The 26,812-nt window shown below is 71.5% G+C and carries 24 protein-coding genes; 14 read left to right on the forward strand and 10 right to left on the reverse strand.

The features are described from left to right. Nucleotides 1-77 precede the first annotated feature (77 nt). Complete coding sequence (locus AC24FB_RS12950; RefSeq protein ID WP_425714857.1) at nucleotides 78-1,493, reverse strand: ABC transporter permease family protein; 1,416 nt, start codon at nucleotides 1,491-1,493, stop codon at nucleotides 78-80. Beyond that, the gene (locus tag AC24FB_RS12955; RefSeq protein WP_425714856.1) at nucleotides 1,490-2,191 is read right to left on the reverse strand and encodes an ABC transporter ATP-binding protein; all 702 of its coding nucleotides are present in this window, start codon (nucleotides 2,189-2,191) and stop codon (nucleotides 1,490-1,492) included. The genes AC24FB_RS12950 and AC24FB_RS12955 overlap by 4 nt, the downstream gene beginning before the upstream one ends. A gap of 130 nt (nucleotides 2,192-2,321) precedes the next feature. Here AC24FB_RS12955 and AC24FB_RS12960 point away from each other — a divergent pair, with 130 nt between their 5' ends. The 3 genes from AC24FB_RS12960 (at nucleotide 2,322) to AC24FB_RS12970 (ending at nucleotide 4,945) form a co-directional block, all read left to right on the forward strand. Continuing rightward, on the forward strand, nucleotides 2,322-3,194 hold the full coding sequence (locus AC24FB_RS12960; protein WP_425714855.1) for a sensor histidine kinase: 873 nt from the start codon (nucleotides 2,322-2,324) through the stop codon (nucleotides 3,192-3,194). Between the two features lie 32 nt (nucleotides 3,195-3,226). Then, a protein-coding gene (locus tag AC24FB_RS12965; RefSeq protein ID WP_487560162.1) for an IS5 family transposase occupies nucleotides 3,227-4,115 on the forward strand; the annotation gives its coding sequence in 2 pieces (ribosomal slippage) (nucleotides 3,227-3,621 and nucleotides 3,620-4,115; 891 coding nt in all). Between the two features lie 137 nt (nucleotides 4,116-4,252). Next, a complete protein-coding gene (locus tag AC24FB_RS12970) occupies nucleotides 4,253-4,945 on the forward strand; it encodes a LuxR C-terminal-related transcriptional regulator (protein WP_425715244.1) in 693 nt (230 codons plus the stop codon). Between the two features lie 14 nt (nucleotides 4,946-4,959). Here AC24FB_RS12970 and AC24FB_RS12975 read toward each other — a convergent pair whose 3' ends face one another. The 3 genes from AC24FB_RS12975 to AC24FB_RS12985 form a co-directional block, all read right to left on the reverse strand. Then, the gene (locus AC24FB_RS12975) at nucleotides 4,960-5,463 is read right to left on the reverse strand and encodes a PepSY domain-containing protein (RefSeq protein WP_425715243.1); all 504 of its coding nucleotides are present in this window, start codon (nucleotides 5,461-5,463) and stop codon (nucleotides 4,960-4,962) included. Nucleotides 5,464-5,541: 78 nt separating this feature from the next. Beyond that, a complete protein-coding gene (locus AC24FB_RS12980) occupies nucleotides 5,542-5,823 on the reverse strand; it encodes a hypothetical protein (protein WP_425715242.1) in 282 nt (93 codons plus the stop codon). A 155-nt stretch (nucleotides 5,824-5,978) separates the two neighbouring features. Continuing rightward, nucleotides 5,979-6,752: a hypothetical protein gene (locus tag AC24FB_RS12985; protein WP_425715241.1), complete on the reverse strand. Its 774-nt coding sequence runs from the start codon at nucleotides 6,750-6,752 to the stop codon at nucleotides 5,979-5,981. 561 nt (nucleotides 6,753-7,313) lie between these two features. Here AC24FB_RS12985 and ileS point away from each other — a divergent pair. The 3 genes from ileS (at nucleotide 7,314) to AC24FB_RS13000 (ending at nucleotide 13,592) form a co-directional block, all read left to right on the forward strand. Continuing rightward, complete coding sequence (gene ileS, locus AC24FB_RS12990) at nucleotides 7,314-10,598, forward strand: isoleucine--tRNA ligase (protein ID WP_425715240.1); 3,285 nt, start codon at nucleotides 7,314-7,316, stop codon at nucleotides 10,596-10,598. 620 nt (nucleotides 10,599-11,218) lie between these two features. Further along, nucleotides 11,219-11,884 (forward strand): hypothetical protein, encoded by a 666-nt coding sequence (locus AC24FB_RS12995; RefSeq protein WP_425715239.1) that lies wholly within the window; start codon nucleotides 11,219-11,221, stop codon nucleotides 11,882-11,884. Between the two features lie 985 nt (nucleotides 11,885-12,869). Then, entirely contained in the window at nucleotides 12,870-13,592 is a 723-nt protein-coding gene (locus AC24FB_RS13000; protein ID WP_425715238.1) for a hypothetical protein, read from the forward strand. A 110-nt stretch (nucleotides 13,593-13,702) separates the two neighbouring features. Here AC24FB_RS13000 and nadC read toward each other — a convergent pair whose 3' ends face one another. From nadC to nadA, 3 genes are read right to left on the reverse strand one after another with little or no spacing between them, the layout of a single operon-like run. Continuing rightward, nucleotides 13,703-14,551: a carboxylating nicotinate-nucleotide diphosphorylase gene (gene nadC / locus AC24FB_RS13005; protein ID WP_425715237.1), complete on the reverse strand. Its 849-nt coding sequence runs from the start codon at nucleotides 14,549-14,551 to the stop codon at nucleotides 13,703-13,705. Then, a complete protein-coding gene (locus tag AC24FB_RS13010; protein ID WP_425715236.1) occupies nucleotides 14,548-16,140 on the reverse strand; it encodes an L-aspartate oxidase in 1,593 nt (530 codons plus the stop codon). The genes nadC and AC24FB_RS13010 overlap by 4 nt, the downstream gene beginning before the upstream one ends. Then, nucleotides 16,137-17,114, reverse strand: coding sequence for a quinolinate synthase NadA (nadA, locus tag AC24FB_RS13015; protein ID WP_425715235.1), 978 nt, complete (start codon nucleotides 17,112-17,114; stop codon nucleotides 16,137-16,139). The genes AC24FB_RS13010 and nadA overlap by 4 nt, the downstream gene beginning before the upstream one ends. A gap of 219 nt (nucleotides 17,115-17,333) precedes the next feature. Between nadA and AC24FB_RS13020 the strand changes: the two genes are divergently transcribed. Beyond that, nucleotides 17,334-18,230 (forward strand): hypothetical protein, encoded by an 897-nt coding sequence (locus AC24FB_RS13020; RefSeq protein ID WP_425715234.1) that lies wholly within the window; start codon nucleotides 17,334-17,336, stop codon nucleotides 18,228-18,230. An 81-nt stretch (nucleotides 18,231-18,311) separates the two neighbouring features. On the opposite strand, the gene AC24FB_RS13025 is transcribed toward AC24FB_RS13020, so the two are convergent. Further along, nucleotides 18,312-19,208 (reverse strand): NUDIX hydrolase, encoded by an 897-nt coding sequence (locus AC24FB_RS13025; RefSeq protein WP_425715233.1) that lies wholly within the window; start codon nucleotides 19,206-19,208, stop codon nucleotides 18,312-18,314. Between the two features lie 128 nt (nucleotides 19,209-19,336). Between AC24FB_RS13025 and AC24FB_RS13030 the strand changes: the two genes are divergently transcribed. Continuing rightward, a complete protein-coding gene (locus AC24FB_RS13030; protein WP_425715232.1) occupies nucleotides 19,337-20,608 on the forward strand; it encodes an alpha-amylase family protein in 1,272 nt (423 codons plus the stop codon). A 75-nt stretch (nucleotides 20,609-20,683) separates the two neighbouring features. Continuing rightward, the gene (locus AC24FB_RS13035; protein WP_425715231.1) at nucleotides 20,684-21,283 is read left to right on the forward strand and encodes a DUF2087 domain-containing protein; all 600 of its coding nucleotides are present in this window, start codon (nucleotides 20,684-20,686) and stop codon (nucleotides 21,281-21,283) included. Here AC24FB_RS13035 and AC24FB_RS13040 read toward each other — a convergent pair. Next, nucleotides 21,256-21,603, reverse strand: a complete 348-nt coding sequence (locus AC24FB_RS13040; RefSeq protein ID WP_425715230.1) for a nuclear transport factor 2 family protein — start codon at nucleotides 21,601-21,603, stop codon at nucleotides 21,256-21,258. The genes AC24FB_RS13035 and AC24FB_RS13040 overlap by 28 nt on opposite strands. A gap of 114 nt (nucleotides 21,604-21,717) precedes the next feature. Between AC24FB_RS13040 and AC24FB_RS13045 the strand changes: the two genes are divergently transcribed. The 5 genes from AC24FB_RS13045 (at nucleotide 21,718) to dhaM (ending at nucleotide 26,811) form a co-directional block, all read left to right on the forward strand. Further along, nucleotides 21,718-22,239: a GNAT family N-acetyltransferase gene (locus AC24FB_RS13045; protein WP_425715229.1), complete on the forward strand. Its 522-nt coding sequence runs from the start codon at nucleotides 21,718-21,720 to the stop codon at nucleotides 22,237-22,239. A gap of 197 nt (nucleotides 22,240-22,436) precedes the next feature. Beyond that, entirely contained in the window at nucleotides 22,437-24,212 is a 1,776-nt protein-coding gene (locus AC24FB_RS13050; protein WP_425715228.1) for a bifunctional folylpolyglutamate synthase/dihydrofolate synthase, read from the forward strand. Between the two features lie 85 nt (nucleotides 24,213-24,297). Beyond that, nucleotides 24,298-25,290 carry a dihydroxyacetone kinase subunit DhaK gene (gene dhaK, locus AC24FB_RS13055; RefSeq protein WP_425715227.1) on the forward strand — a complete coding sequence of 331 codons (993 nt, stop codon included), beginning with the start codon at nucleotides 24,298-24,300 and terminating at the stop codon, nucleotides 25,288-25,290. 142 nt (nucleotides 25,291-25,432) lie between these two features. Next, complete coding sequence (gene dhaL, locus AC24FB_RS13060; RefSeq protein ID WP_425715225.1) at nucleotides 25,433-26,071, forward strand: dihydroxyacetone kinase subunit DhaL; 639 nt, start codon at nucleotides 25,433-25,435, stop codon at nucleotides 26,069-26,071. Then, complete coding sequence (dhaM, locus tag AC24FB_RS13065; RefSeq protein ID WP_425715224.1) at nucleotides 26,071-26,811, forward strand: dihydroxyacetone kinase phosphoryl donor subunit DhaM; 741 nt, start codon at nucleotides 26,071-26,073, stop codon at nucleotides 26,809-26,811. Before dhaL ends, dhaM begins: the two co-directional genes overlap by 1 nt. Nucleotide 26,812: the final 1 nt, after the last annotated feature.

Genomic DNA, 26,812 nt, shown 5'->3' on the forward strand with positions numbered 1-26,812 from the left:
CGGTCGGGGAGGGCCCCGACCGCACTCTCGACGATCCCGAACCGCACACTCGGCGATCCGGTCAGGTGGGGGAGCGGTCAGTCGTTGCGGCGGCGCTGATCGCCGAGCACCGTCGACTGCAGCGGCCGGCAGGTCTCCGCGGCCAGCAGCGTGAGGACCAGCCCCAGCGCCACGGTCGCCGCCATGACGAGGATCCCGGTCGTGCTCGGCGTGGCGAACGCGAGGAACGGCACCGAGAGCAGCAGCCCCACGCCGATCGAGATGGCGAGCGTGACGACGAGCGGCACGAGCACCTGGTGCCGGCGCAGCGCCGCGAACATCGTCCGAGGCGTCCCCGCGCGGTCCATCGCCACCGACTCGTCAGCCCGGTCGACCACGGTGGAGGCCTGGTTGACGAGCGTCGACGTCGCGGCCACCACCAGTCCGACGGCCAGGGTGATGACCACGCCGGTGCGCATGTCGGTCGCCATGATGATGTCGCTCGGCTGCGACCCGAGGGTGTCGGCGTCCGAGGGCAGCAGCGCGGTGAACGTGGCGATCATGCCGAGCAGGGCCACGCTCGAGACGTTGCGCCAGGCGGCCCGCGGGTCGTCGACGATCCGGCGCGCCGCGAGCAGCTGCGGCACCGAGGAGGTGTGGGCGAGCGGGCGGGCCACGAGCTGGAGGACCCACGGGCCCACGAGGTTGAGCGCCCCGATGACCAGCAGCATCATGCCGACGAGGAACGCGTAGCCGATGAGTTCCGAGATCTGGATGAGGTCGGTGAACGACTGGGAGACCAGGCCGAACGCGAGCACGGCGGCGACCATGATGACGAGCCGCCACATCTTGAGCCGCGGCGGGACCTGCTGCGCGGCCACGCCGAGCGGGCTGATCCGCACGCGCTGCAGGCCGACCACGGTGGACAGCGCGGCGAGCGCGATGAGGACCACCACGGTGGCGAGCCCGAGCCAGATCGGCACGAGCATCTCCGTCGCGCCGATCGGGACGCCCTGGAAGGACACGGCCTGCCACAGCGGGAGGGAGAGCAGCCACAGGACGCCGCCGGCCAGCGTGCCGAGCGCGGCCTGGACGAGCGTCTCGAGCACGGACAGGGTGACGATCTCGCCGCCGGTCATGCCGACGAGGCGCAGCGAGGCGAGCCGGCGGGACCGGCCCCGCGCTCCGAGCCGGGAGGCCGCGGCCCCGAGACCGAGGACCGGCAGGACGAGGAGCGCACACGCGATGGCGGCGAGCACCACGTACATCTGCATCTGCCCGTCGACCATGGCGGCGGGGACGTCGGGGCTGTCGAACCCCATGGCGGTGACGACGGACTGCGGTGTCTCCCGGAAGCGGGTGATGAACATCCACGTGCCGCCGACCACGGTGAGGGTGAGGAACGAGCTGACGGCGAAGGTGATGACGGCGAGCACGTCTAGCGTCGCGCCGGCCCTCGCTCCGCGCATGCGGGCCAGGGCGAGCCTGGGGGCGAGGGAGAGGACCTGGTTCATCGCGCGGCCTCCATCTTCGTGTCGGCGTGGATCATGGCGTCGCGGAGCTCGACGAGCCGCTCGCACCAGCTGGCCACCTGCGTGTCGTGGGTGACGACGACGAGGGTCGCGCCGGTCATGCGTGTCGTCGTCGTCAGCACCTGCATGACCTCGTGGCCGGTGGCCTGGTCGAGCGCCCCCGTGGGCTCGTCGGCGAACACGACCGACGGGCCGTGGACCATCGCTCGCGCCACCGCCACGCGCTGCGCCTGCCCCCCGGACATCTCGCCCGGCCGGCGCCCGGCGGCGTGCCCGATGCCGAGGCGCTCGAGCCAGGACTCGGCCTCCTTGAGCGCGGGGCCGCGCGAGGTGCCGCCCAGCATGAGCGGCAGTGCCACGTTCTCCCGCGCCGAGAGCTCGGGGACGAGCTGGCCGTCCTGGAAGACGAAGCCGAGGCGCTCGCGCCGCAGCCGGGACCGGGCGGCGTCGCCGAGAGAGGAGACGGGGACGTCGCCGAGGCGGACCTCGCCGGAGTCCGGCACGCGGATGCCGGCGAGGCAGTGCAGGAGGGTGGTCTTGCCGGAGCCGGAGGGCCCCATGACGGCGAGGGACTGGCCGGCCGGGACGGCGAGACTGACGCCGGCCAGGGCGCGGACCTGCCCGTACGTGGTGGTGAGGTCGCTGGCGATGAGGGCTGCTGGGCCGTTGCTCTGTGTCATGCCTCCACCTCACTGCCTGCCGGACGGGTTTCCCATGGTGCCCGGTGCCGACCTGGGGTGGTGCTGGCACCACCGCCGTGCGGGCGCCGGCACTCCGGGCCGGTGGGCCGGGCCTCGGTACGGTAGCGGGGTGTCGTCCCTGAGCAGGCCCGAGCGCCGCGCGCGTCGCCTGTTCTGGCTGCAGGTCGGCGTCGGCCTCGTCGGTGGGATCGTCCTGTTCGGCACGGTCCTCGCCTCTCTCAGCGCCGGCCCGTGGTGGGCCTACGCGGCCGTCCTTGCGCTGGTCTGCCTCGGCGTCCTCGTCGGTGCGCTGCTCGCCCTCGAGCGCCGCAAGCCGTTCGCGGAGGACGTCCCGGACGTGCCGGAGTGGGCGCAGCGCGTTGCCGACCTGCGCACCTCGCGCCGGGAGATCGTCGCGGCCTTCGAGCTCGAGCGGCGCCGCATCGAGCGCGACCTCCACGACGGAGCCCAGCAGCACCTCGTCACCGCCGGCATGAAGCTGGGGGAGGCGGCGATGCTCGTCGAGCAGCAGGCCGGTACCTCTCCGGGTCACGACCACGCCCCCGACGACGACGCCGCCACGCCCGGTGCCGACCGCCTCGCGGAGGCGGCCCGGCTGCTGTCCGCCGCGCAGGACGACGCCGACCGGGCGCTCGCCGCCCTGCGCGAGACGGTCTCCGGCATCCACCCCACGGTGCTGTCCGACCGGGGGCTCGAGGCGGCCGTCCGCGAGCTCGCCGAGCGTGCCGTCGTCCCCGTCACCGTGCAGGTCCCGCACGCACTGCCCGCGCTGCCGGAGGGCGTCGCCGCGGTCGCCTACTTCGTCGTCAGCGAGGCGCTGACGAACGTGGTGAAGTACGCGCCGGACGCGTCGGTCACCGTGCTCCTCGTCGTCGACGACGCCCTGCACGTCTCGATCGTCGACGACGGACCCGGCGGGGCGGAGATCGTGCCCGGGCGCGGGTTGGCCGGCATGTCCGAGCGGCTAGGGCGTGTCTCCTAAGCGGTGGCCCGGGTGTGCGTGAGTCTGGGTGGATGAGTCGCAGAAGTGTGTTGTCCGACGCGCAGTGGGAGACGATCGAGTCGCTGTTGCCTGCTCAACGTCCCTGGTCAGGTAGACCCAGGCGGGATCACCGCCAGGTGATCGAGGGAATCATCTACCGCTACCGGTGCGGTCTGGCCTGGCGAGATCTGCCCGAGGAGTTCGGGCCCTGGCAGACCGTCTGGAAGCGCCATCGAGCCTGGGCTCAGGACGGAACCTGGGACCGGGTCCTCGACGCTCTCCTGGTCCGCGCCGACGCCCAAGGAGAGCTGGACTGGTCGGTCGCGGTCGACTCCACGATCTGCCGCGCTCACCAGCACGGCACGAACCTGGCCCGCACCACAGGGGGAGCTGTGGAATCACAAGAATCTGCGCGTCGAGCCTCCTGATCACGCGTTGGGCCGTTCCCGAGGCGGACTGTCGACAAAGATCCATCAGCTCGTCGACGGGCACGGACTACCCCTGGTGATCCTGTGCGGGCCCGGCCAGGGCGGCGACTCACCCATGCTGCGCCCGTTGCTCGATGCCCTCTCGATCGACCGAGCCGGGCCCGGTCGCCCTCGAACGAGACCGGACATGCTGCGTGGCGACAAGGCCTACTCCTCGCGCGCCACCCGGCAGGCTCTGCGCCGTCGCGGCATCAAATGCGTCATCCCCGAGCCCCGCGACCAGCAGCAACACCGGCGCAACCGCGGCTCACGCGGTGGCCGGCCCGTCGGACTGGACACCGAGGCCTACCGCGGCCGCAACGTCATCGAACGCGGATACAGCGATGTCAAACAATGGCGCGCGCTGGCCACCCGCTACGACAAGCTCGCACTGACCTACCGAGCAGGAGCCGTCCTGCGAGCCGTCACCCAATGGCTCAACCACCTGCTTTAGAGACATGCCCTAGCCGCCGTCGGGAGCGCGCTCGAGGTCTCCAGCCCCGCCGGCGGCCCGACGATCGTCGCCGCCCACGTGCCCCTGCTGCTCGACCAGGGGGACGCCGCCGTCGTCGTCGAGCTCGGAGGTCGGTCGTGAGACTGGTGGTGGCGGACGACGCGGCGCTGCTGCGGGAGGGCCTCGTGGGGCTGCTCGAGCGGCAGGGGCACGACGTGGTGGCCCAGGCGGCGTCGGCGCCCGAGCTCGAGGCCGTCGTCGAGAAGGTGGCGGACAGCGGCGAGGCGATCGACGTCGTCGTCACCGACGTGCGGATGCCGCCCGGCGACGGCGAGGACGGCCTGCGCGCCGCCGCCCGGATCCGCGCAGCGCACCCGGAGATCGGCATCCTCGTGCTGTCCCAGTACGCGGCCCCGGCGTACGCCGCGGAACTGTTCGCGCCGCTCTCCGACCCGGCCGCGGCTTCGTCCCGGCCCGACGTCGGTGGGCTGGGCTATCTGCTCAAGGAGCGGGTGGCGCGGGTGGCGGACTTCATGCGCTCGCTCGGGATCGTCGCGGCCGGGGGAGTGGTGGCGGACCCCGACGTCGTCTCGCGCCTCGTGGCGGGGCGCCGCACCGCCGTCGACACGCTGACCGTGCGCGAGCGGGAGGTGCTCGAGCTCATGGCCTCCGGGCTGAGCAACTCCCAGATCGCGGAGCGGCTCGTGCTGTCGAACGGGGCGGTGGCCAAGCACGTGGCCAACGTGTTCAGCGGGCTGGGGCTCGCGGCGAACGAGGAGAACCGCCGCGTGCGGGCGGTGCTCGCCTACCTCACGGCGGTCGGTCCCTGAGCCGGCACCACCCGTCAGGTGGTGGTGCCGCCCTCGTCGGGCTCCTCGCTCTCGTCGCGGTCGTCCCGGGACCTGCCGTCCGAGGCACCGTCGCCGACCGGCACCGCGTTGAGCACCTCACCGGTGGCGGCGTCGACGGTCACCCGCAACGCGGTCCCGTCGTCCTGGAGGATCCCGACCGCGAGGAACGGGCGGGCCGACACGTCGTCCGTCGTGGCGACGATGACGACGGGCCCCGGGCGTGCGGTCACCGCTGCCGCCACTGCATCCGTCAGTCCGACCTCGTGGGCGGCCAGCTGGTCCTCGGCGCCGGTATCCAGCTCCTCGTTGCCGAATGTCTCGACCTCGAGCGGCTCCCAGGCCTGCGGGTCAGGGTCGAGCGGGGCCGGCCAGCTGACGATGCTCACCTCGTCGGCAGCAGCCGTGTAGACCTGCCACACGTCCTGATCGAACCGGCCCTCGGTGCCGTCAGTCGTGCCGTGCTCCTCCGGAAGCGCGATCGTCGAGTGCTCGACCACCCAGGCGATCCGTTGCCCGGTCTCGCCGAGGGAGAGCTCTTCGAGAGTTGCGATGTCGGCGATGCTCGGCGTCGGGCTCTACTCGTCCGCGTCGCGCAGCGCACGATCGATGGTGTCGAACGCATTGTCGGGCAGCCCGAGCCCGTCGTCCGTCGACGGGAGTTCTGCGGGCGATGCGGGCGCGGTGTCGCACTCCGCCCAGTCCGGGCAGGGGGCCGACGGCGTTTCGGTGGGACCGGTGGGACCGGTGGGTCCGGTGGGGCCGCCGGAGGGAGCGATCGGGTCGCCCGCGCACGCACCGAGCGTCAGCGCGATGCCGGCCACGGCGGCGAGGGACCAGGTGGTGCGGTGCGGAGACATGCCGCGACCGTAGCCGTGCCACGGTGCGATGCTCCGGTGCGGACGAGGGGAGCGGTGCCCCGGGGCACCGCTCCCCTCGCTGGGTGCGGGTGGGTGCGGGCGGCGCGCCGGGCCGAGGGGTGCGGACAGGCCCGGCCGGCCGGCGATCGTGGCCGTCAGCCGACCGGGCTGACGTTCTCCCCGGTGACGGCGTCGTAGACGACCGAGAAGTCGTGCGGGCCGTAGAACAGGAAGTTCCACGCCGCATCGCCCTCCCAGACTGCCGTCAGGGACACGCTGTGCAGGATGAACTCCCCGCCGCCGAGGCTGGTCTCGGCGAGCGCGAGCTCGATGGCGTCGTCGATGGTCAGCGCCGCGACGTCGAGGTGTCCGAGGATCTCCGAGTCGGCGGGCGTCGAGGTTTCGTCGACGACGGCGCCCGACGGGTCGAGGGTGATCGTCAGCAGCTGGTCGCCGCTGACCGCCTCGACCACGGTGCCGTTGCCCTCGGGCTCCTCGGGGTACTCGCTGGTGTCGTTGTGCGAGACGGCGACGACCTGGGCGTCGGGGTGGGCGTCCTGGACGGTCGCGATCGCCCCGAACAGCTCCACGGAGCCGGGGACGTCGGTCGGGTGCGCGCTGCCGGCGTCCCCGCTCCCATCACCCTCGTCGTCCCCCTGGTCCTCGGACGGCGACTCCTCGGTCGGAGCGTCGTCGGACGGCGTCTCCTCCGCGGGCGGTTCCTCTGTGGTCGGGTCCTCGGACGGAGTCTCGTCGGAGGGTGCTTCTTCCGTCGTCGGTTCCTCGGTCGGCTCGGGCGCCGGCTCCGACGTGGCCGGTGGGGCGGGTTCGGTGGTGTCGACGTCGTCGTCCGAGCATGCGGCGAGGCTCAGTGCAAGAGCTGCCGCTGCCGTCGCTGCCAGTGTCTGCCTCGTCGTCGAGTACCGCATCGCGCCACTGTGGCGCCGTCGCGCCTGATGCGCACCGGACGCGCATGGGGAGGTCAGCCCGCCATGGTCATCCGCGCAGGTCGGGGGGGGGCTGGCGGTGCAGGGGCGAGGAGGAAGGTCGCGTACGCGTGGCCCCACCCGGACGCTCGACGACCACGACGAACCGCAACCTTGACGACGACGAACCGCAACCTCGACGAACCGCATTTTCGACGGAGACGAACCGCAACCTCGACGAACCGCAACTTCGACAAACCGCAATCTCGACGGGCACCAACCGCAATCTCGACGCAGCGGTAGGATGGGCACACAGGCATCGACCCGGCCCGCGCGAGCGGGGCATCACCGGCGAGCCTCCGGAAGAACAGGCGCCTCCGCGCAGCGGGTGCGCCCCAGTAGAACCGGACGGGGCAGGCCCGTGACAGCCGGAGCAGAGCGGCCGCACCCGCGCGCGAGCAGGGGTGCGGCAAGCGGGGTGGTACCGCGGCACCGACCGCGCGGAGACGCGCGGCAGGAGAGTCGTCCTCGCACGGCAGGCAACCCGTGACGAGAAGGACCGCGATGAGCACCCAGGGCCACTACCCCCTCCACCGCGACGGCGACGTCGACCCCTCGCCGCGCCTGCCCCAGATCGAGGAGTCCGTCCTCGCGCACTGGAGGGCCGACGGCACGTTCCAGGCCTCGATCGACAACCGCGAGCCGGGCGAGAACGGGGACAACGAGTTCGTCTTCTACGACGGCCCGCCCTTCGCCAACGGCCTGCCCCACTACGGCCACCTGCTGACGAGCTACGTCAAGGACCTCGTCGCGCGCTTCCAGACGCAGCGCGGCAAGCGCGTCGAGCGCCGCTTCGGCTGGGACACGCACGGCCTGCCCGCCGAGCTCGAGGCCGAGCGGATCCTCGGCATCACCGACAAGTCCCAGATCGACGAGATGGGCATCGAGGCCTTCAACAAGGCCTGCCACGACTCCGTGCTCCGCTACACCGGCGAGTGGCAGGACTACGTCACCCGCATGGCCCGCTGGGTCGACTTCGAGCACGACTACAAGACCCTCGACGTCACCTACATGGAGTCGGTGATCTGGGCGTTCAAGCAGCTCTACGACAAGGGCCTGGCCTACGAGGGTTACCGCGTCCTGCCGTACTGCTGGAACGACCAGACGCCGCTGTCCAACCACGAGCTCCGCATGGACGACGACGTCTATCAGGACCGCCAGGACGAGACCGCCACCGTCGGAGTGCGGCTCGAGACCGGCGAGCTCGCCCTGATCTGGACCACCACCCCGTGGACGCTGCCCTCGAACCTGGCCATCGCCGTCGGGCCGGATATCGACTACGTGGTGGTGCGCCCGGCCGACGGCCCCGCCGCCGGCGAGCGCGTCATCCTCGCCGAGGCCCTCCTCGGCGCCTACGCCAAGGAGCTCGGCGAGGAGCCCGAGATCGTCGAGCGGCTCACGGGACGCGACCTCGCCGGGCGCAGCTACGCCCCGATCTTCGACTACTTCACCGGCCGCGACGACGACGCCGCCCCGGGACCGCACGCCTGGCAGATCATCCTCGGCGACTTCGTCACCACCGAGGACGGCACCGGCCTCGTCCACCTCGCCCCCGCCTTCGGTGAGGACGACATGACGGTGTGCGACGCCGTCGGGATCCGCCCCGTGGTGCCCGTCGACGCCGCGGGGCGCTTCACCGCCGAGGTGAGCGACTATGCGGGGCAGCAGGTGTTCGACGCCAACAAGTCGATCCTCACCGACCTGCGCGACGGCAGCGGACCGCTCGCCCGCCGCCCCGAGGCCGAGCGCGCGCTGCTCGTGCGCCGCGCGTCCTACGTGCACTCCTACCCGCACTGCTGGCGCTGCCGCACCCCGCTCATCTACAAGGCCGTGACCAGCTGGTTCGTCCGCGTCACCCAGTTCCGGGACCGCATGGTCGAGCTCAACCAGGACATCACGTGGGTGCCGGAGCACATCAAGGACGGCATCTTCGGCAACTGGCTCGCCGGCGCCCGCGACTGGTCGATCTCCCGCAACCGCTACTGGGGCACCCCGATCCCCGTGTGGGTGAGCGACGACCCCGCGTTCCCGCGCACGGACGTCTACGGGTCCCTCGCCGAGCTCGAGGCCGACTTCGGCCGCCTGCCGACGGACCGGGACGGGAACCCCGACCTGCACCGCCCGTTCATCGACGAGCTCACGCGCCCCAACCCGGACGACCCGTCGGGCAGGGCGACGATGCGCCGCATCCCCGACATCCTCGACGTCTGGTTCGACTCCGGGTCGATGCCGTTCGCGCAGGTGCACTACCCGTTCGAGAACGCCGACTGGTTCGAGCACCACTACCCGGGCGACTTCATCGTGGAGTACATCGGTCAGACGCGCGGCTGGTTCTACACACTGCACGTCCTCGCCACCGCCCTGTTCGACCGGCCGTCGTTCCGCACCTCGGTGAGCCACGGCATCGTGCTCGGCTCCGACGGCCGGAAGATGAGCAAGTCGCTGCGCAACTACCCCGACGTCTCCGAGGTCCTCGACCGCGACGGCGCCGACGCGATGCGCTGGTTCCTCATGGCCTCCCCGATCCTGCGCGGCGGCAACCTCGTGGTCACCGAGGAGGGCATCCGCGAGGTGGTCCGGCAGGTGCACCTCCCGCTGTGGAACGCCTGGTACTTCTACGCGCTCTATGCCGGGACGCTCGACGGCGGGGCGGGCTACGTCTCGGACGGCGTGGACCTGACCGACGCCGAGGCGGTCGAGGCGCTCGACGTCATGGACCGCTACCTGCTGGCGCGGACCGGGGTGCTCGCCGACGAGGTTGGCGCCGCCCTCGAGACCTACGACGTGCCGCGGGGGACCCAGCTCGTCCGTGAGCACCTCGACCTGCTGACCAACTGGTACGTGCGGACCTCCCGCGACCGGTTCTGGGCCGAGGAGCGCGGGGCGTTCGACACGCTGCGCACGGCCCTGGAGGTGCTCACCCGCGTGATGGCTCCGCTCGCGCCGATGGTCACCGAGGAGGTCTGGCGGGGGCTCACCGGCGGCCGCTCCGTGCACCTCACGGACTGGCCCTCCCTGGGTGAGTCGGTCGTGGCGCCGGAGATCGTCGCGGCGATGGACCAGGTCCGCGAGGCCGTCTCCGCCGCGCACGCGCTGCGCAAGGCGGCGTCCCTGCGGGTGCGCCAGCCGCTGCGCACCCTCACCGTGGCCGTCGACGACCCGGCGGCGCTCGAGCCGTACGCGTCGCTGATCGCCCGCGAGGTCAACGTCCGGGCGGTCGAGCTCGTCCGCCCCGAGGACGCCGCCCTCGAGGTCCGCACCGACCTCGCCGTGCTGCCGCGCGAGCTGCCGAAGGAGCTGCGCCGCCTGACGTCCCAGCTGTTCGCCGCCGCGAAGGCAGGGGAGTGGCAGGAGATCGACGACGGCGGAGCGACGTTCCCGGGCGTCGTGGTCCCGGACGGCCTGCCAGGCGCCGGCGCGTCGGTGACTCTGGGCGCCGAGCAGGTCGAGCGCACCACGACCGTCAACCGGGCCGAGGGGGCCTCCGAGGACGTGACGGCGGGCGTCCTCCCGGGCGGCGGCTTCGTCGCGCTGGACACGTCCATCGACGACGAGCTCGAGGCCGAGGGCTACGCCCGCGACGTCGTGCGCGCCGTGCAGGACGAGCGCAAGAACGCCGGCCTGCACGTGTCCGACCGGATCGCGCTCACGCTCGCCGTGCCCGCGGAGAGGGTCGCGGTGGTCGAGGCGCACCGGGAGCTCGTCATGGACGAGACGCTCTCGCTCGAGCTCACGGTGTCCGCCGGGGCGGGCGAGGCGATCGTGCCGCAGGTGCGCAAGGTCGGCTAGCGCGGGTTTGCCCGCTGCCCGATGTGGCGAGCGGATTCTTGACCCAGGTGTTAGAACGATGTGCTCTTTACGCATGAGACGCAGAGCGGCGTCGATAGCGGCGCAAGCAATATTCCTTATTGGCATGCTTCTACTTGGCTTAGGGGGTAGCGGTTCGTCGGCTAACGAACTAGCTGTAGTCGACACGGCAGGTCCGCATCCTCCGGCATTGGAGGGGCCAGTGACGGCGCCTCTTGCAACTTGGGTGTATGTGGATGGCACTGCCACCGAAAATACCCACCATCGAAGCCCAACGAACAACATGAATGCCACTTCTGTGCTTACTTCGGTGGCATTCGCGCAGCAGGCAACCGGTCACTACGCTCCGCCGCCTGGTGGTCAGACGTGGTGTTTTCTGACTGGCCCTACGGGTGGAACCACTTTGTGCGGTGATTCGCAGTTGCGGTCAGCGATCGCTCAGTGTTGGTGGTGGGGCGGAACTAGTTCGGTGCCAATCTATTGTACCTGGCGTGACTAATTCGGCGCGAATTGTCTTCCTTGCGGAATCTGAACAGTTCGATAAGAAACAATGGTTAATGAATCGGCCATGGTTTTCGTGAACGCGTAGTCTTGGAGGAGACATGAGTGTTCGAACAGTCGCTTTGTCGCTAGCAGGAGGTGCCGGGATCTTGCTCGGTTCCTGGGGCGTGGTGTCCAGTGTAGGTGCTGTTGATTCACCTGACGAAGTCGCATCGTCGCACGAGGTGTCCGAGGACATAGTTGATCTGGCTCCCGTATTGGGGGAATATCAGGAGCCCTCCGACGAACTGCCAGATCAGATCCTCTCGTATGACCTCGTGACCCCCTCGTCGGCGCGCTTTATCGGTGAGGATGACGGAGTGCGCTACTGGTTAGGTTTATCCGAACAGAGTGAGATGTGTGTCGTGGTGCTTCTGCCGCCTTCAGACTCTGCATTGATCGGAAATGCTGGGGTAACGGGTATATCGTGCGTCCGTCCCGCGCAGTTTTCGGAGCGCGGTATATCGATGACCGTTGACGGACATGATGCGGAGCGCGGGGTGGCAGCTCATGCACTTCCTGCGGGCGCTCGACTTAACGGCATGGAAACGGCGTCCTCGGGCAGCGCAGAAGGCGGTGTCGGAGTGGTCGGGCGCGATGGAATGAGTATAATCGCCCTGGAAACGGACAGTGTCCTTAACTCGGGAAGTTTAACTGTGAGTCTTTCTGATGGTTCATCATTCGTACTGCCGGGACTGCCGGAATGCGGTCAAGGCTGCAGCGATTGAGGTGATCGAGTTCTCGGTCTGGGATTGTTGAATCGCAGCCTTAGGATCTTCGTGGTTCTGCAACTAGAGTATGTTTAGTTTGGAGTTCTGCGGTGCGGTCACTTCATAGTGGATTGAGCGCGATCCGGGCGCTAAAGAACATGAACCACTGTGCCCAGTTTCGTCGTGGCGGTAGTGAACTATTCTGACTCATCACTCGATGGCAATGCCTGCCGAGAAGTGCAGTCGTGACAGCGGGATCACGCAATGTGCCGGCAGGTGCGTTGACGTTGGGGCGCGATTGGTGTGGCACCGGGGACGATTCGATGCCTGGCGCCGATGACATCCAGGGAATGACTGGGTCTCATCCGGTCTCCTGACCGTGCTGGCATGCTGCTCGTCGCGCTGGCGCGACCACTCGGAGACCGAGCCGTGCGTTCCCGAGCCGCAACGGGTGCTCTCTTGGCGCAGGCCCGATTGTTCCGGGAGCGCGACAGACCGTGGCGTGGTCGGCGCTGTTCCCGGTCGTGCTGGCGCTCCTGGTCGGGTCCGTCGATGCCTGCTTGTTTGTGCTCCGCGCTCTTGGCCTCGGCTTCACGGATTTCGAACTCGCGGCCATTCTTCTGGTTGCGTGCGGAGTCGCGGCCGTCTCTCTAGTTGTCGTCGCGATCGCGTTGTTGTCGTCGGGGTGTGTGTCCAGCGGCACGGCAATCGCCGCGTCCTAGGAGCCTGCTCTTACCGCGTGAGAACGCGCTCGACGTCAGGAGGTGCGAGCTCGGCGACGCGATCATGCCGGCGGTGCGCAATGGTGGGTGAGTCGGGGAACTTGAGTGACGATAGGTGTGCGGGGGTGGTGATCCCGCCTGCCAGAGCGGCTCCTCGAGTCACGGAGCCGTCACGATCGCGCGCGCCCGCTTGGACGCGGAGGGTACGGCCGCTATGTTATTAGAACAATGACTAGTCCGTGGATTGGTGCGGACGACGACGAGTTGCCGAGGTGATGACGATGACGACGTCGCTGACGACGTACCGCCGCCGGGCGTTGGCAGGGGCGACAGCGGTCGTCTTGGTGGCGCTCGCCGGGTGCGGTGAAAGCGACGACTCCATTCCGGCGACCGACACCGACGGCATCGTCACTTACGCGTGCAGCCTGGTCGGGGAGTTTGAGCACGGTGAACCGGTCGATGCCTGGGACTGGGATTCCATCCCGGGCCCCGATTCAGGAGAGGGGTTCGTCAATGGTACGGCAATCCATGCGCTCGTGGGCGCCGGATCGACGGCACCGTTGGTGGGGCACGAGAATCTGTCGGAGGCGGCGGATGCACTATTCCGCGGCATCAGCGAGGGTGAGGCCGACGACGTCGAGAACGCGATCGGTGATCTCGTGTCGGCGTGTGAGGAAGGCGGGTTTGCGGACGACGAGGTCGATGTAACGGCTAACGGCCGAATCGCCTACGCGTGCGCGCTCGTCGATGACAACCTCGCGACCGACCAACCTGTGGACGAGTGGATCGGGTCTGCTGCGCATGCGGACGTCGAGGATCGGCTGGTTCTCACCCAGGCGGTCGGGGCGGCGGGCCTTCTGGGCGCCCCGATAGCCTACGAGGCTCCTGACCACTCGGAGATCTCGGCAGAGGCTCAGCGACTGTACGCGGGAATCACACGCGCGGACACCGAGATGATCGGGGAATCGCTCGACGAACTGAGTGGCCTCTGCTCAGACGTGTAACGGCACGCGGCAGCGTGGGGCCCGTTACGCATGTCCCGGTACGCGTCGGCCCGGCCGATGTGCGAGGCAGATGTGCTCGGCCGTGGGCGCCTCGTCGCCCGTCTCTGGCCCTACGGGATCAGCAGGTCCAGGCCGATGTCGAGGACGGGCGCCGAGTGGGTCAGCCAGCCGGCCGACACCAGGTCCACACCGCTGGCGGCCACGGCGGGCGCCGTCTCGGCCGTGAGGCGGCCGGACGCCTCGGTGACCATCCGGCCGTCCACGAGCTCGACCGCCTCCGCCAGCTGGTCGGGCGTCATGTTGTCCAGCAGGACGGCGTCGACAGGGGTGGCCAGCAGCTCGCGCAGCTGGTCGAGCGTGTCCACCTCCACCTCGATCGGCACGAGGTGCCCGGCCGCCTCGCGCACCCGGGCCACGGCCGCGCCGACGCCGCCGGCCAGCGCGACGTGGTTGTCCTTGATGAGCACCGCGTCGTCCAGGCCGAAGCGGTGGTTGACGCCCCCGCCCGCGACCACGGCGTGCTTCTCGACCGTCCGCAGGCCCGGCGTGGTCTTGCGGGTGCAGCACACCCGCGTGCCGGTGCCGGAGATTGCTCCGGCGATCTGGGCGGTCGCGGTGGCGACGCCGGACAGGTGCCCGAGGAAGTTCAGTGCCACCCGCTCCGCGGTCAGCAGCGCGCGGGCGGGCCCGCTCACCGTGGCGACCCGGTCGCCGGGCGCGACGGCGGTCCCGTCGGGCCGCTCGACGTCGACCGTCACCCGCGGGTCGAGCAGGGAGAAGGCGAGCACGACGAGGTCCGTGCCCGCGACGACGCCCGGGTCCCGCGCCACGAGCTCCGCGGTGGCCTCCCGGTCGGCGGGGACGACCCAGTCGGTCGTCACGTCGCCGGCGCGGCCGAGGTCCTCGCGCAGGGCGTCGCGGACGAGCGGTTCGATCAGGACGGTCGGCAGGTGCCTCATGCGGTGCTCCATTCCAGGGCGTGGTCATACGCGTCGGCCAGGGTGAGGTCCTGGTGGGCCGCCGGCGCGGGGGACGGGTGGTCGGTGCGGTGGTGCGCCCCTCGGCTCTCCTCGCGGCGCAGCGCGCCGGTGACGAGCAGGAGGGCGACGAGCGTGTCGTCGTCGTCGGGATCCGCGAGGTGGGCTGCGCGGAGCCGGTCACGGGCCGCGGTCAGGGTGGGGCCGTCCCGCACGACGCCGACGGCGGACGACACGAGGCCGCGCACCTCGGCGAGGTCGAGCGCGTCGGGCGTGTCCTGCGCGGGCCCGCTTCTCGCGGGATGAGGGACAGGTCGAGGGAGCGACGACGACCGTCGCTCGCCCCCGCGCGAGCGCCCGTCCCGGTCCGGGTGGAGGAGGGCGCCACCGTGGTCGCGCTGGTCGTTCCTGCCTGGACGGCCGCGGTCGACATCCTCGGCCACCCATCGGGAGCACACCGCCGCCTCGAGGAGCGAGTTCGACGCGAGCCGGTTGGCGCCGTGCAGCCCCGTGCTCGCGACCTCCCCGACCGCCCACAGCCCCGGGACCGTGCTGCGGCCGTGCTCGTCGACCGCGACGCCGCCCATCTGGTAGTGCGCAGCCGGCCTCACGGGGAGCAGGTCGCGGGCGGGATCGATCCCCGCGGTCCGGCACGCGGCGGTGACGGTGGGGAAGTGCTCGGCGACGTCCGGGACGTCGCGGGCATCGAGGAAGGCGCGGCCGCCGTCGGCCAGGTGCGTCCACACCCGGCGGGCGACGACGTCGCGCGACGCGAGCGGGTCACCCGGCAGGTCGCGGCCGGAGGCGTCCACCAGGCGCGCGCCGGCGCCACGGAGCGCCTCGCTGACCAGCGGCATGGGCCGCAGGCCGACGTCGAGGGCGGTGGGGTGGAACTGCACCATCTCCAGGTCCCGCAGCACCGCGCCGGCACGCGCCGCGAGTGCGAGGCCCTGGCCGCGCGAGGACGAGGGGTTGGTCGAGTGCGCGAACAGGCCGCCGATCCCGCCGGTGGCCAGCACGACCCGGTCGGTCGGCAGGAACGCCGGCTGGTCGCCCTGCAGGACGACCTCGAGGCGGCGGACCGCCCCGTCCTCGACGACGACCCGGACCGCCCGCGCGTGCTCGAGCACCATGACCGACGGCGTGCGCCGCACTGCGGCCGTCGCGGCCCGCAGCAGCTCGCGCCCGGTGGCGTCGCCGCCCGCGTGCGCGATGCGATGCCGGCTGTGCGCGCCCTCGAGGCCGAGGAGCAATGCGCCGTCGTCGTCCCGGTCGAGCTCGGCGCCGAGGTCCACGAGGTAGGCGAGGGCCTCGGCGGCCCCGCCCGTCACCCGCTCGATCGCCTTCCGCTCGCCGAGGCCCGCGCCGGCGGCCAGCGTGTCGAGGGCGTGCAGTGCCGCCGAGTCACCGGGTGCCACGGCCGCGGCGATCCCGCCCTGGGCGAGACCGGTCGAGCTGCCCGCGCCGAGCGGTCCGGCGCTGAGGACGAGGCACGGGGCGGGGGCCAGTCGGAGCGCCGTGAGCAGGCCGGCGAGCCCCGCGCCGACGATCACCGGCCGATCGCTGCTCATCGGACCGCGAGCATGCGCTCGACGGCGGCGCGGGCGCGCTCTGCGACGTCGGGGTCGATCGTCACCTCGTGTCGCATCTCCTCCAGCGCGACCCGGATGTTGCCGAGGTTGTTGCGCTTCATGTGTGGGCACAGGTTGCAGGGGCGGACGAACTCCACGCCGGCGGAGGCGGCGGCGATGTTGTCGCTCATCGAGCACTCGGTGATGAGCGCGACCTGGCGGGGCCGGCGGTCCTGGACGTAGTCGATCATCTGGGCGGTGGAGCCGGACATGTCGGAGACGTCGACGACGTCGGGCGGGCACTCCGGGTGGCTGACCACGACGACGCCGGGGTAGTCGCGGCGGACCTGGGCGATGTCGCCGGGCGTGAAGCGCTCATGCACCTCGCAGCGGCCGGCCCACGTGATGACCTCGACGCCGGTCTGCCGGGCGATGTTCTGGGCGAGGTACTCGTCGGGGATCATGATCACCCGGTCCACGCCGAGGGACTCGATGATCTTCACGGCGTTGCCGGACGTGCAGCAGATGTCGGACTCGGCCTTCACGGCGGCCGAGGTGTTGACGTAGGTGACGACCGGGACGCCGGGGTGCTGGGCCCGCAGGCCGCGCACGTCGGCGGCGGTGATGGACTCGGCCAGCGAGCAGCCGGCGCGCAGGTCGGGCACGAGCACGGTCCGGGACGGGTTGAGCAGCTTCGCGGTCTCGGCCATGAAGTGGACGCCTGCCAGGACGATGACGTCGGCGTCGACGTCCTGGGCCTCGCGCGCCAGGGCGAGGGAGTCCCCGACGATGTCGGACACCCCGTGGAAGATCTCCGGGGTCTGGTAGTTGTGCGCGAGGATCACCGCGTTGCGCTCGGCCTTGAGCCGCCAGATCGCCGCGACGTCGTCCTCCATCGTCGCCCACTCCACGCTCGGCACGGACCCGCGGACCCGCTCGTAGAGGGCGTCGGTGCTGATGCTGACCGTCGTCATGGTGCCTTCCCTGCCTGGTCGTCGGTGACCACTAGTGATGCTCAGACTGAGCATTAGTGATGCTCGAGGTGAGCATAACCAGAGGGGCAGCGCGGTGCAAACGACTCGGCGTCGTGTCGTGCCGCGGCATTCTCTGTGGCTCAGCGGGTTCGGGACGTGCCCACCGCCGCTCGTCCGGCCATCAGCCGTGCCGGCTCGGCAGATGGCTACGCTCGCGGCGTGGAGCTGACGGGCGAAATCGGGCGTGGGGTGTGGCTGCTCGAGCGCGTCGGCAGCTGGGGCAGGGTCGGGGGCTCCGCGGGAACCGGGTTCGAGGCGTACGCACGGATCCTGCACCCCGTCGACGCACGCCGTGTGGTCTCGCCGGACGCCGACGAGCCGGGCGAGCGCACGGCGATCGACGCTGCCCGGTGGACGTGGGCGGAGGTCGCCGCCCGCAACGGCCGGGTGATGCACCCGCTCGTGCAGTGGTGCCGCCTCACGGACGACGAGACGGCCCTGTCCTTCGCCGACGGTTGGCAGGTCTCGCCGAGTGTCGAGGGGATGCTCGAGCCCGACCAGCTCGCCGCCCTGACGGAGCATCTGAGGCTCTCCACCGCCGCTGCCGATGATGTGACCGCCGGCGTCTGGAACGGGTGGGGCGAGCTCCACGGCAACGGTGCCGTCTACGTGTTCGTCGACGCCGACGCAGACCCGGTCGAGAGGGCGACCGAGCGTGCTCGAGCTGAGGCGGAGCGGAGGGATTCCGTCTGCGCTGACGTCCGTCGCGCGGCGGTGTCGGGGCCGTTCCTCGAATGGCCGGGCCGGGACTTCCTGCTGTTCGGCACGAGTCTGACCGAGCTCGCCGACCTGAGGCGGGTGAGTGCCGGCGAGTGTGATCCGGGCTGGGGGATCGGAGGAGTGCTGCCCCAGCTGCTGTGGCCTGCGGACCGGTCGTGGGTGGTGGCGAGCGAGATCGACTGGGACTCGACGATCGTCGCCGGCTCCCGCACGCTCGTCGAGGAGATCCTCGCCGACCCGCGGTTCGAGGCGTACGAGGTGGACGAGGACTCGGACCTCACCTGGGACGGCGACACTCTCAATGCCGAGACATCCGCTCGTCGACCCGACCTATAAGCGCACAGGTAACGGCGTGACGGAGCGACTGGGTCCGGGGCTGACCGGAGCGCTTCGGCCGGACCGTGCAGGTCGCAGGCGTCAGCGCGAGCGGACGATCGGCAGCTTCGTCCCCGCGGCCTCGCGCTCGTCGAGGACCTCGCGGCGGAACCGGAACAGCTTGGCGGGACGCCCGCCTGTGGAGTGCTCCACCTCGCCGGTCTCCTCGACCAGCTCCTGGTGCTCGACCAGCCGGCGGAAGTTCTGCTTGTGCAGGTGGTGGCCGGCCACCGCCTCGACCGTGGACTGGAGGCGGCCGAGCGTGAACGACTCCGGGACGAGCTCGAAGATCACCGGCCGGTACTGGATCTTGGCGCGCAGCCGACCGATCCCGGTGGCGAGGATCCGCCGGTGGTCGCGGTCCATCGGCCGCCCGGTCACCTCCGGGTCGGCGCTCGCACCGGCCTCCGGGACGAGCCCCGCCTCGTAGAGCAGCTCGTAGCGCTGCAGCGCCATGCCCGGCAGCCACGGCTGGCCCTCCAGGCCGAAGGTGACGGCGCACCGCAGGCGCCGGCGCTCGGCCAGCTCACGGTCCGGCGGCTCGTCCGCCCAGCGGCTCAAGGCTGGCGCGAGGTGGGCGTCGACGAGGTCGTCGCCCGCGCGTCGGTCCTCCCAGGGGAAGTACTCCAGCCAGCTCACCCACGAGTCCGTGGGGGAGGCGACCGTCGTGAGCCCGAGGTAGGAGATCTCCAGGGCCGGGTGGGGCGCGCGCCGCCGGTCGGCGAACGTGTAGAGCTGCTCGACGTACCCGAGGTCGTGGCCGGTCTGCCGGGTCACCCACGAGCGCATCCCGGCCTGCATCGACCGGTGCTCGGTCTGCAGGGGCCCCGACGGCAGCCGTCGCCCGTCCTCGGTGGTCAGGGCCAGGGGTTCGCCGTCGTGCACCGCCGTGATGACGGCGACCAGCTCGGCCTCCACCTGCTCGGCCACCTCGGTCATAGACCCTCCCGTCGTCGGACCGGGACCATCATGCCGCCTGTGGAGACACCGGGGCGCCGTCGGCCCGACTGACCGTGCACCTGTGCCACCTGGTCGCATGTTCGCCGGATTGACGGAAGAGTGGCCCCATGAGCGACTGGAGCGAGCACGCGATCTGGTGGCACGTGTACCCGCTCGGGTTCACGGGCGCCCCGGTGCGACCCACCGAGGAGGAGCGCGCCGCCGTCGAGGCCGAGCCCGCCCACCGCCTGGGCCACCTGACCGCGTGGCTCGACCACGTCGTCGAGCTCGGGACCAACGGGCTGCTCCTCGGCCCGATCTTCGCCGCCGAGACCCACGGCTACGACACCACCGACTTCTTCCGCATCGACCCGCGCCTCGGGGACGAGTCCGACCTCGATGACCTCGTCGCCGAGTGCCGCTCCCGCGGGATCCGGGTCCTGCTCGACGGCGTCTTCAACCACGTGGGCCGCGCCCACCCGCTGTACGAGGCGGCGCTCGCGGCGGGCGAGGGCTCGACCGAGGCCGACCTGTTCCGCATCGACTTCTCCGGGGACGAGCCCGTCGCCGAGGACTTCGAGGGGCACGACGCGCTCGTCGAGCTCAACCACGCGAGCCCGGCCGTCGAGGACCTCGTCGTCGAGGTGATGACCCACTGGCTCGCCCGCGGCGTCGACGGATGGCGCCTCGACGCCGCCTACTCCGTGCCGAACGACTTCTGGGCCCGCGTCCTGCCGCGCGTGCGCGAGGAGTTCCCGGACGCCTGGTTCATCGGCGAGGTCATCCACGGCGACTACGCGGAGTTCGTCGTCGAGGGCACGGTCGACGCCGTCACCCAGTACGAGCTGTGGAAGGCCACGTGGAGCTCGCTCAAGGAGGGCAACTTCTTCGAGCTCGACTGGACCCTCCAGCGGCACGACGAGTTCCTCGACGCCTTCGTCCCGCAGACCTTCATCGGCAACCACGACACCACGCGCATCGCCAGCCAGGTCGGCCAGGACCGGGCGGCGCTCGCGGCCGTTGCGCTCCTGACGGTCGGCGGTATCCCGTCGATCTACGGCGGCGACGAGTACGGCTGGGAGGGCGTGAAGGAGGAGCGAATCGGGGGCGACGACGAGGTCCGCCCGATCTTCCCGCCCACCCCCGAGGACCCCGACGAGCTCGACCCGGTCCACGCGCGGATGCTGCGCACCCACCAGGAGCTGATCGCCCTGCGCCGGCGCCATCCCTGGCTGACGACGGCGCGCACCGAGACCGTCGAGCTCACCAACGTCCGCTACGTCTACGAACCGGTCGGCGCGGAGGGGGAGCGCCTGCGGGTCACGCTCGACATCGAGGGCGCCCCGTGGGCGGAGATCGCCGACGCATCGGGCGAGGTGCTGCTCGTCGTCGGTCGCTGAGACCGACTCCCGTCCGCGGAGGGCCTGTGCAGTATTCGCGTGATCGCAGTGGAAGCGTCCTCGTAGCCTGACGACATGCACGCAGCACTCCCGCACGCGGACTGGCGGCCGCTTGTCGCGGCGCTCGCCAACCCGCACTGCCGACTCGTGTTCGCACAGATCGTGGTCGGCGAGTCGCCGGACAGCATCGGCGCGGACCTCGGGCCGACACGGCGGCGGCGCACGATCGACGCTCTCGTACGATCCGGTCTCGTCCGCGAGGAGGCCGGCACGTTCGAGGTCTGCGGCGACGTGCTGACCGACGCCCTGGCAGCCGGTGCGCCGGACCGGCCCGCGGGCCCCGAGAGATTTCTCGACGGCGACGGTCGCATCGATCGCTACCCCACCGACCTCGATGAGCGCCGCGCCCTGCTCCTGCTCCTCGCGAGGAAGACGGTCGGCGAGGGTGAGGTCATCCCTGAGCGGGAGCTGACCGACCGGCTGACGGCGGTCACCGACGATCCGGCCCGACTCCGGCGCGAGATGATCGACCACGAGGTGATGGAGAGGACCCGGTCCGGGTCCGAGTACGCGCGAGTCCGCGACGACGGGCACGTGGATCCTGATGCGAGCGCGACCAGCGGAGCCACGGCAGGCGGCGTGAGCAATCAGGGCTCGGACGAGCCCTCGCGGTAGATCTTCGCTCCCGAGATGAGGCCGTCGGCGATGTCGAGGACGGCCACGAGCGCGGCAGTCCGTGTCTCGTTCTCGTGCGTCCACCGCTCGGTCATCTCGACGGCGATCGCGCGCCCACCGTCGATCACCCGATGCAGGGTCAGCCGGGGCCGCAACGAGCGCATCGCGCCCCGGAAGAACTCCTGGAGCTCCCCCGCCGGTGCCGAGTAGTCGCCGGTCACCCATGTGGCATCGGGCGTGAAGTCTGCGAGCAGGCGGTCCGCATCGCCCTCGTTGAAGGCGTCGACATGGCGCCGGGCCAGATCTTCGGCTGTCGTCATCCCGGAAATGTAGCTGCCGGACCGCAGGCGGCCCTGACCGGCGCTCCGCCGTCGCCGTCCTGCTGCTCCCGACCGCATTCTCGACGCAGGGAGGGCACGTGGAAGGATCAGCAGGTGAGTGCAGCCGGTGGAACCCCGAACCCGCACGACGTCGCACCCGACGACGTGCTCGAGGCCGGTGGCGCCACGTACCGCATCGGCCGGGCGAGCGCGGAGGACGTGCCGGCGATCGTCGACCTGCTCCGCGACGACGAGCTCGGCGCCACACGCGAGCAGCACGACCTCGCCGTCTACGAGCAAGCGTTTGCGGCCATCGACCGCGACCCGAGCCACTACCTCGCGGTCGTGAGGGACGGGGAGGGCGTCGTCGTCGGGGTCATGCAGCTCACGCTCGTGCCCGGGCTCTCGCGCGGGGGAGCGCTGCGGCTCCACATCGAGGCTGTGCGGGTGGGCGCAACGACCCGAGGATCCGGCCTCGGGCGCGCGATGTTCGCGTGGGCGCACGACTACGGCCGCAGCCGGAGCGCCCGCCTCGTCCAGCTGACGTCAGACAAGTCGCGCACGGACGCGCACCGGTTCTACGACCGGCTCGGCTACCGCGCGACCCACGAGGGATACAAGCTCTCGTTGGAGTGATGGGGAGTGGGAGAGGCGGTGAGGGGCAGGTGGTCCTGGCCGTACAGCAGACCCCCGCACGTCGACCGTCCTGCCGCTCCCAACCGCAATCTCGACGACGACGAACCGCAATCTCGACGACGACGAACCGCAATCTCGACGAGCACCAACCGCAGTCTCGACGACGGGGTGGGGGCGGCGCGTGGGAGGATCGAGCCGTGAGCACTCCCGGCGGACCCCAGAGCCCCGACGACGCCGACACGCCCGACGAGTCGGCGATCAGCGAGTCCTTCCCGACGATCGACGAGGCGATCTCGGCCGCGGAGGACGACGCCGACCCCGAGCTCGCCGAGCGCATGGCCGAGGCCCGCGCCGAGGACGACGAGCGCGAGGCCGACCTCCAGGTGGTCCTGCGCTCGGGCCTGTTCGGCGGGCCCGACGACGACGTCGTCCGCGAGATCGCCGGCGACGCCGGCCGGGACGCGGAGTTCGACGACGACTACGAGGAGCTGTTCGTCAGCGACGACGAGCGGATCGACCCCGACGACGCGCACGTCCCCGACGACGACCCCCACGCGCCCCACGACGACGACCTCCCCTCCGGCGGCCCCGGGTCCTCGGACAACCCGACCGGCGAGGGCACGCCCGAGGAGGAGGCCGCGCTCGCCGAGCTCACCGCGCAGATCCTCGCCCGCACCCCGGAGCACGCCCCGCAGCCGAGCCTCGAGCGCGTCCGCGAGGCGCTCGACCTGCTCGGCAACCCGCAGGACTCCTACCCGGTCGTCCACCTCACCGGCACCAACGGCAAGACCTCGACCGCCCGGATGATCGAGGCGCTGCTGCGCGAGCGCGGCCTGCGCACCGGCCGCTTCACGTCCCCGCACCTGCACACGGTGCGCGAGCGGATCGCCCTGGACGGCGCGCCGATCTCCACCCCGGACTTCATCTCGGCCTACCACGACGTCGCGCCCTACCTCGATCTCGTCGACGAGCGGAACGTGGAGAACGGCGGCGTCCGCCTCAGCTTCTTCGAGCTCCTCACCGTGCTCGGCTACGCCGCGTTCGCGGACACCCCGGTCGACGCCGCCATCGTCGAGGTCGGCCTCGGCGGACGGTGGGACGCCACCAACGTGGCCCGCGGTCAGGTCGCCGTCCTCACCACCATCGAGCGGGACCACATGCGCTGGCTCGGCTCCACGCTGACCGAGATCGCCAACGAGAAGGTCGGCATCATCGAGGAGGGCGCGACCGTCGTCGTGGCCCGGCAGCACGAGGAGGTCGAGGACATCGTCCTCACCGCCGCGGCCACCGCCGGCGCCCGCCTCGTCCGCGAGGGCACCGAGCTCGAGGTCGTCGACCGGGAGACCGCCGTCGGCGGGCAGGTCCTCACGCTGAGCACCCCCGCGGGCGTCTACGAGGGGATCTTCCTCCCGCTCCACGGCGAGCACCAGGCCCGCAACGCGCTCCTCGCGCTCGCCGCCGTCGAGCAGTTCTTCGGCGGGGCGGCGCTCGCGGGCGACGTCGTCGAGCAGGCCTTCGCCGGCGTCTCCTCGCCGGGTCGCCTCGAGGTGGTCCGCGCCTCGCCGCTCATCATCGTCGACGCCGCGCACAACACCGCCGGCGTCGAGGCCCTGCGGGAGGGGCTGGCCGAGGCGTTCGACCTCGAGCACGTCGTCGGCGTCGTCGGCGTCATGTACGACAAGGAGGCGGAGACGATGCTCGGCGAGCTCGAGCCCCTCCTCGACGAGGTCGTCGTCACCGACGCCGGCACCGACCGCGCGATGCCCGCCGAGGAGCTCGCCGAGATCGCCCGCGACGTGTTCGGCGAGGACCGCGTCCACCTCGTCCCGCGCCTCGACGCCGCCCTCGACCGGGCCGCCACGCTCGCCGAGGCCGACCAGGAGGAGATCGTCACGAAGACGGCGGTCGTCGTCGTCGGGTCCGTGGTGCTCGCCGGCCGCGCGCGCGAGGTCACGGGACACACGCGCGGCTGAGAATCCGTCCACCGCCGACCCGCGGGAGTGACGCCGCCCCCGCGAGGCGGCAGGATGGTGCCCACCAGCCATCGAGGGAGATGCCATGAAGAAGTTCCTCAACGACCCGGCCCAGTTCGTCGACCAGTCCGTGGCCGCGTTCGGTCTCGCCCACGCCGACATCCTCAGCGTCCACCCCGACCCCCTGTACGTCGTGCGCAACGGTGCGCCGGTCGCCGGCCGGGTCGGCGTCATCTCCGGCGGCGGCTCCGGCCACGAGCCGATGCACGCCGGGTTCGTCGGGGAGGGCATGCTCGACGCCGCCGTCCCCGGTCCCGTCTTCACCTCGCCCTCGCCCGACCCGATCGAGGCCGCGACCCGCGCCGTCGACTCCGGCGCCGGCGTCCTCCACATCGTCAAGAACTACACGGGCGACGTCCTCAACTTCGAGACGGCCGCCGAGCTCGCGGACGACGTCGAGATCACCACCGTGCTCGTCAACGACGACGTCGCCGTCGAGGACTCCCTCTACACGGCCGGCCGACGCGGCGTGGCCGGCACGATCCTCGTCGAGAAGATCGCCGGCGCCTCGGCCGCCCGCGGCGACGACCTCGCCACCGTCACCGCCCTCGCCCAGCGCGCCGCGGACAACGTCCGCTCGATGGGCCTCGCGCTCGACTCGCCCGTCTCGCCCAGCACCGGCGAGCACTCCTTCGACCTCGGCGACGACGAGGTGGAGATCGGCATCGGCATCCACGGCGAGCCGGGCCGCCGTCGCATCCCGATGACGACCTCGGACGAGCTGACCGACCAGCTCACCGACCCCGTGATCGAGGACCTCGCGCTGACCGGCGGCGAGAAGGTCGTCCTCCTCGTCAACGGCATGGGCGCCACGCCCGACTCCGAGCTCTACCTCATCTACGGCCGCGCCCGCGCGCGCCTCGAGGAGAAGGGCGTCGAGGTCGTCCGCTCGAAGGTCGGCAGCCTCGTGACCAGCCTCGACATGGCCGGCGCCTCGGTCACCGTCCTCAAGGTCGACGACGAGCTGCTCGCCCTGTACGACGCCCCGGCCACGACCGTCGCCTGGACGCAGGGCTGAACGACGCCGGTCCGGCTGCCTCGGTGGCCGGGCCGGCGCACCGGCGCGGGTCGCCCGCGCCCACCGACGACGCGCACGCGGCAGGACCCCTGGCGGGCTGCGCACACCGACGACGCACGTGACGACCGACCGGAGGAGAGACATGAGCACGCTGGGCACGGACTGGGCGCTGGACTGGGTGAGCAGGGCGACGGCGACGATCGCCGAGCACCGCATCGAGCTCATCGACCTCGACCGCGCGATCGGGGACGCCGACCACGGCGAGAACCTCGACCGTGGCTTCTCCGCGATCGCGCCGCGCTTCGAGTCCGGCCCGCCCACCACGGTCCCCGAGGTGCTCAAGGGGGTGGCCAGCACGCTGATGTCCGTCGTGGGCGGCGCGGCCGGCCCGCTCTACGGGACGGCCTTCCTGCGCGGCTCGAAGCAGATCGGTGAGGAGGTCGACGCCGCCGGCGTGGCCGCCTTCCTCGAGGCCGCCCTCGAGGGCGTCAAGGCCCGCGGCCGCGCGACGGCGGGGGAGAAGACGATGGTCGACGCCCTCGTCCCGGCCCTCGAGGCCGCCCAGAAGGTCGCGACCGACGGCGGGGACGCCGCCGCCGCGCTCGAGGCCGCCGCCACCGCCGCCCAGGAGGGCGCCGAGGCCACCGTGCCGCTCGTGGCCACCAAGGGCCGCGCGTCCTACCTCGGCGAGCGCTCCGCGGGCCACATGGACCCGGGCGCTCGCTCGACGGCGCTCATCATCCGGGCGGCCGCCGACGCCGCCGCGGCACAGGCGTCCTGATGGGCCGCGTGGCGCTCGTCGCCGTCTCGCACTCGAAGGGGCTGGCCGACGGGGTCGTCGAGCTCGCGGCCCAGATGGCGGCCGACGTGCGGGTCGTCGGCGTGGGTGGCACGGACGACGGCCGGATCGGGACGAGCTTCGACGCCGTCGAAGCCGCCGTCACCGACCTGCTCGACGACGCTGAGGTGACCGGGGTCGTGCTCGTGGCCGACCTCGGGTCGGCGGCGATGACGATCGACTCGGTCCTCGAGATGCACGACGACGAGCCCGTCCGGCACGCCTCCGGTCCGCTCGTCGAAGGCGTCGTCGCGGCCGCCGTCGAGGCGCAGGGCGGCGGGGACCTCGCGGCCGTGGCCGGAGCGGTCGCGGCTGCGGCGCGCAGCCTCGTCGAGAGTGCGGGTGGGGACGACGCGGGGCCGGCCGGAGCCGACGGGGCCGAGGTCTCGACCGGTGACTCCGACGACGACGCGGGCTCGGCACCCGCGGGAGACGCCGTCACGGAGACCGTCGTCATCGAGGACCCGATGGGCATGCACGCGCGTCCCGCGGCAGCCATCGCCACGACCGCCGCCGGGTTCACCGCGGCCGTGACGATCGACGGCGCCGACGCCCGCAGCGTGCTCGCCCTCATGGCGAAGAACATCAAGGCCGGCACCGAGCTCACCGTCCAGGGCACCGGGGCGGACGCCGCCGAGGCCGTCGCCGCCGTCGTCAAGGTGATCGCGGACGCCACGGGCTGAC

This window comes from Georgenia sp. Z1344, from assembly GCF_057652375.1.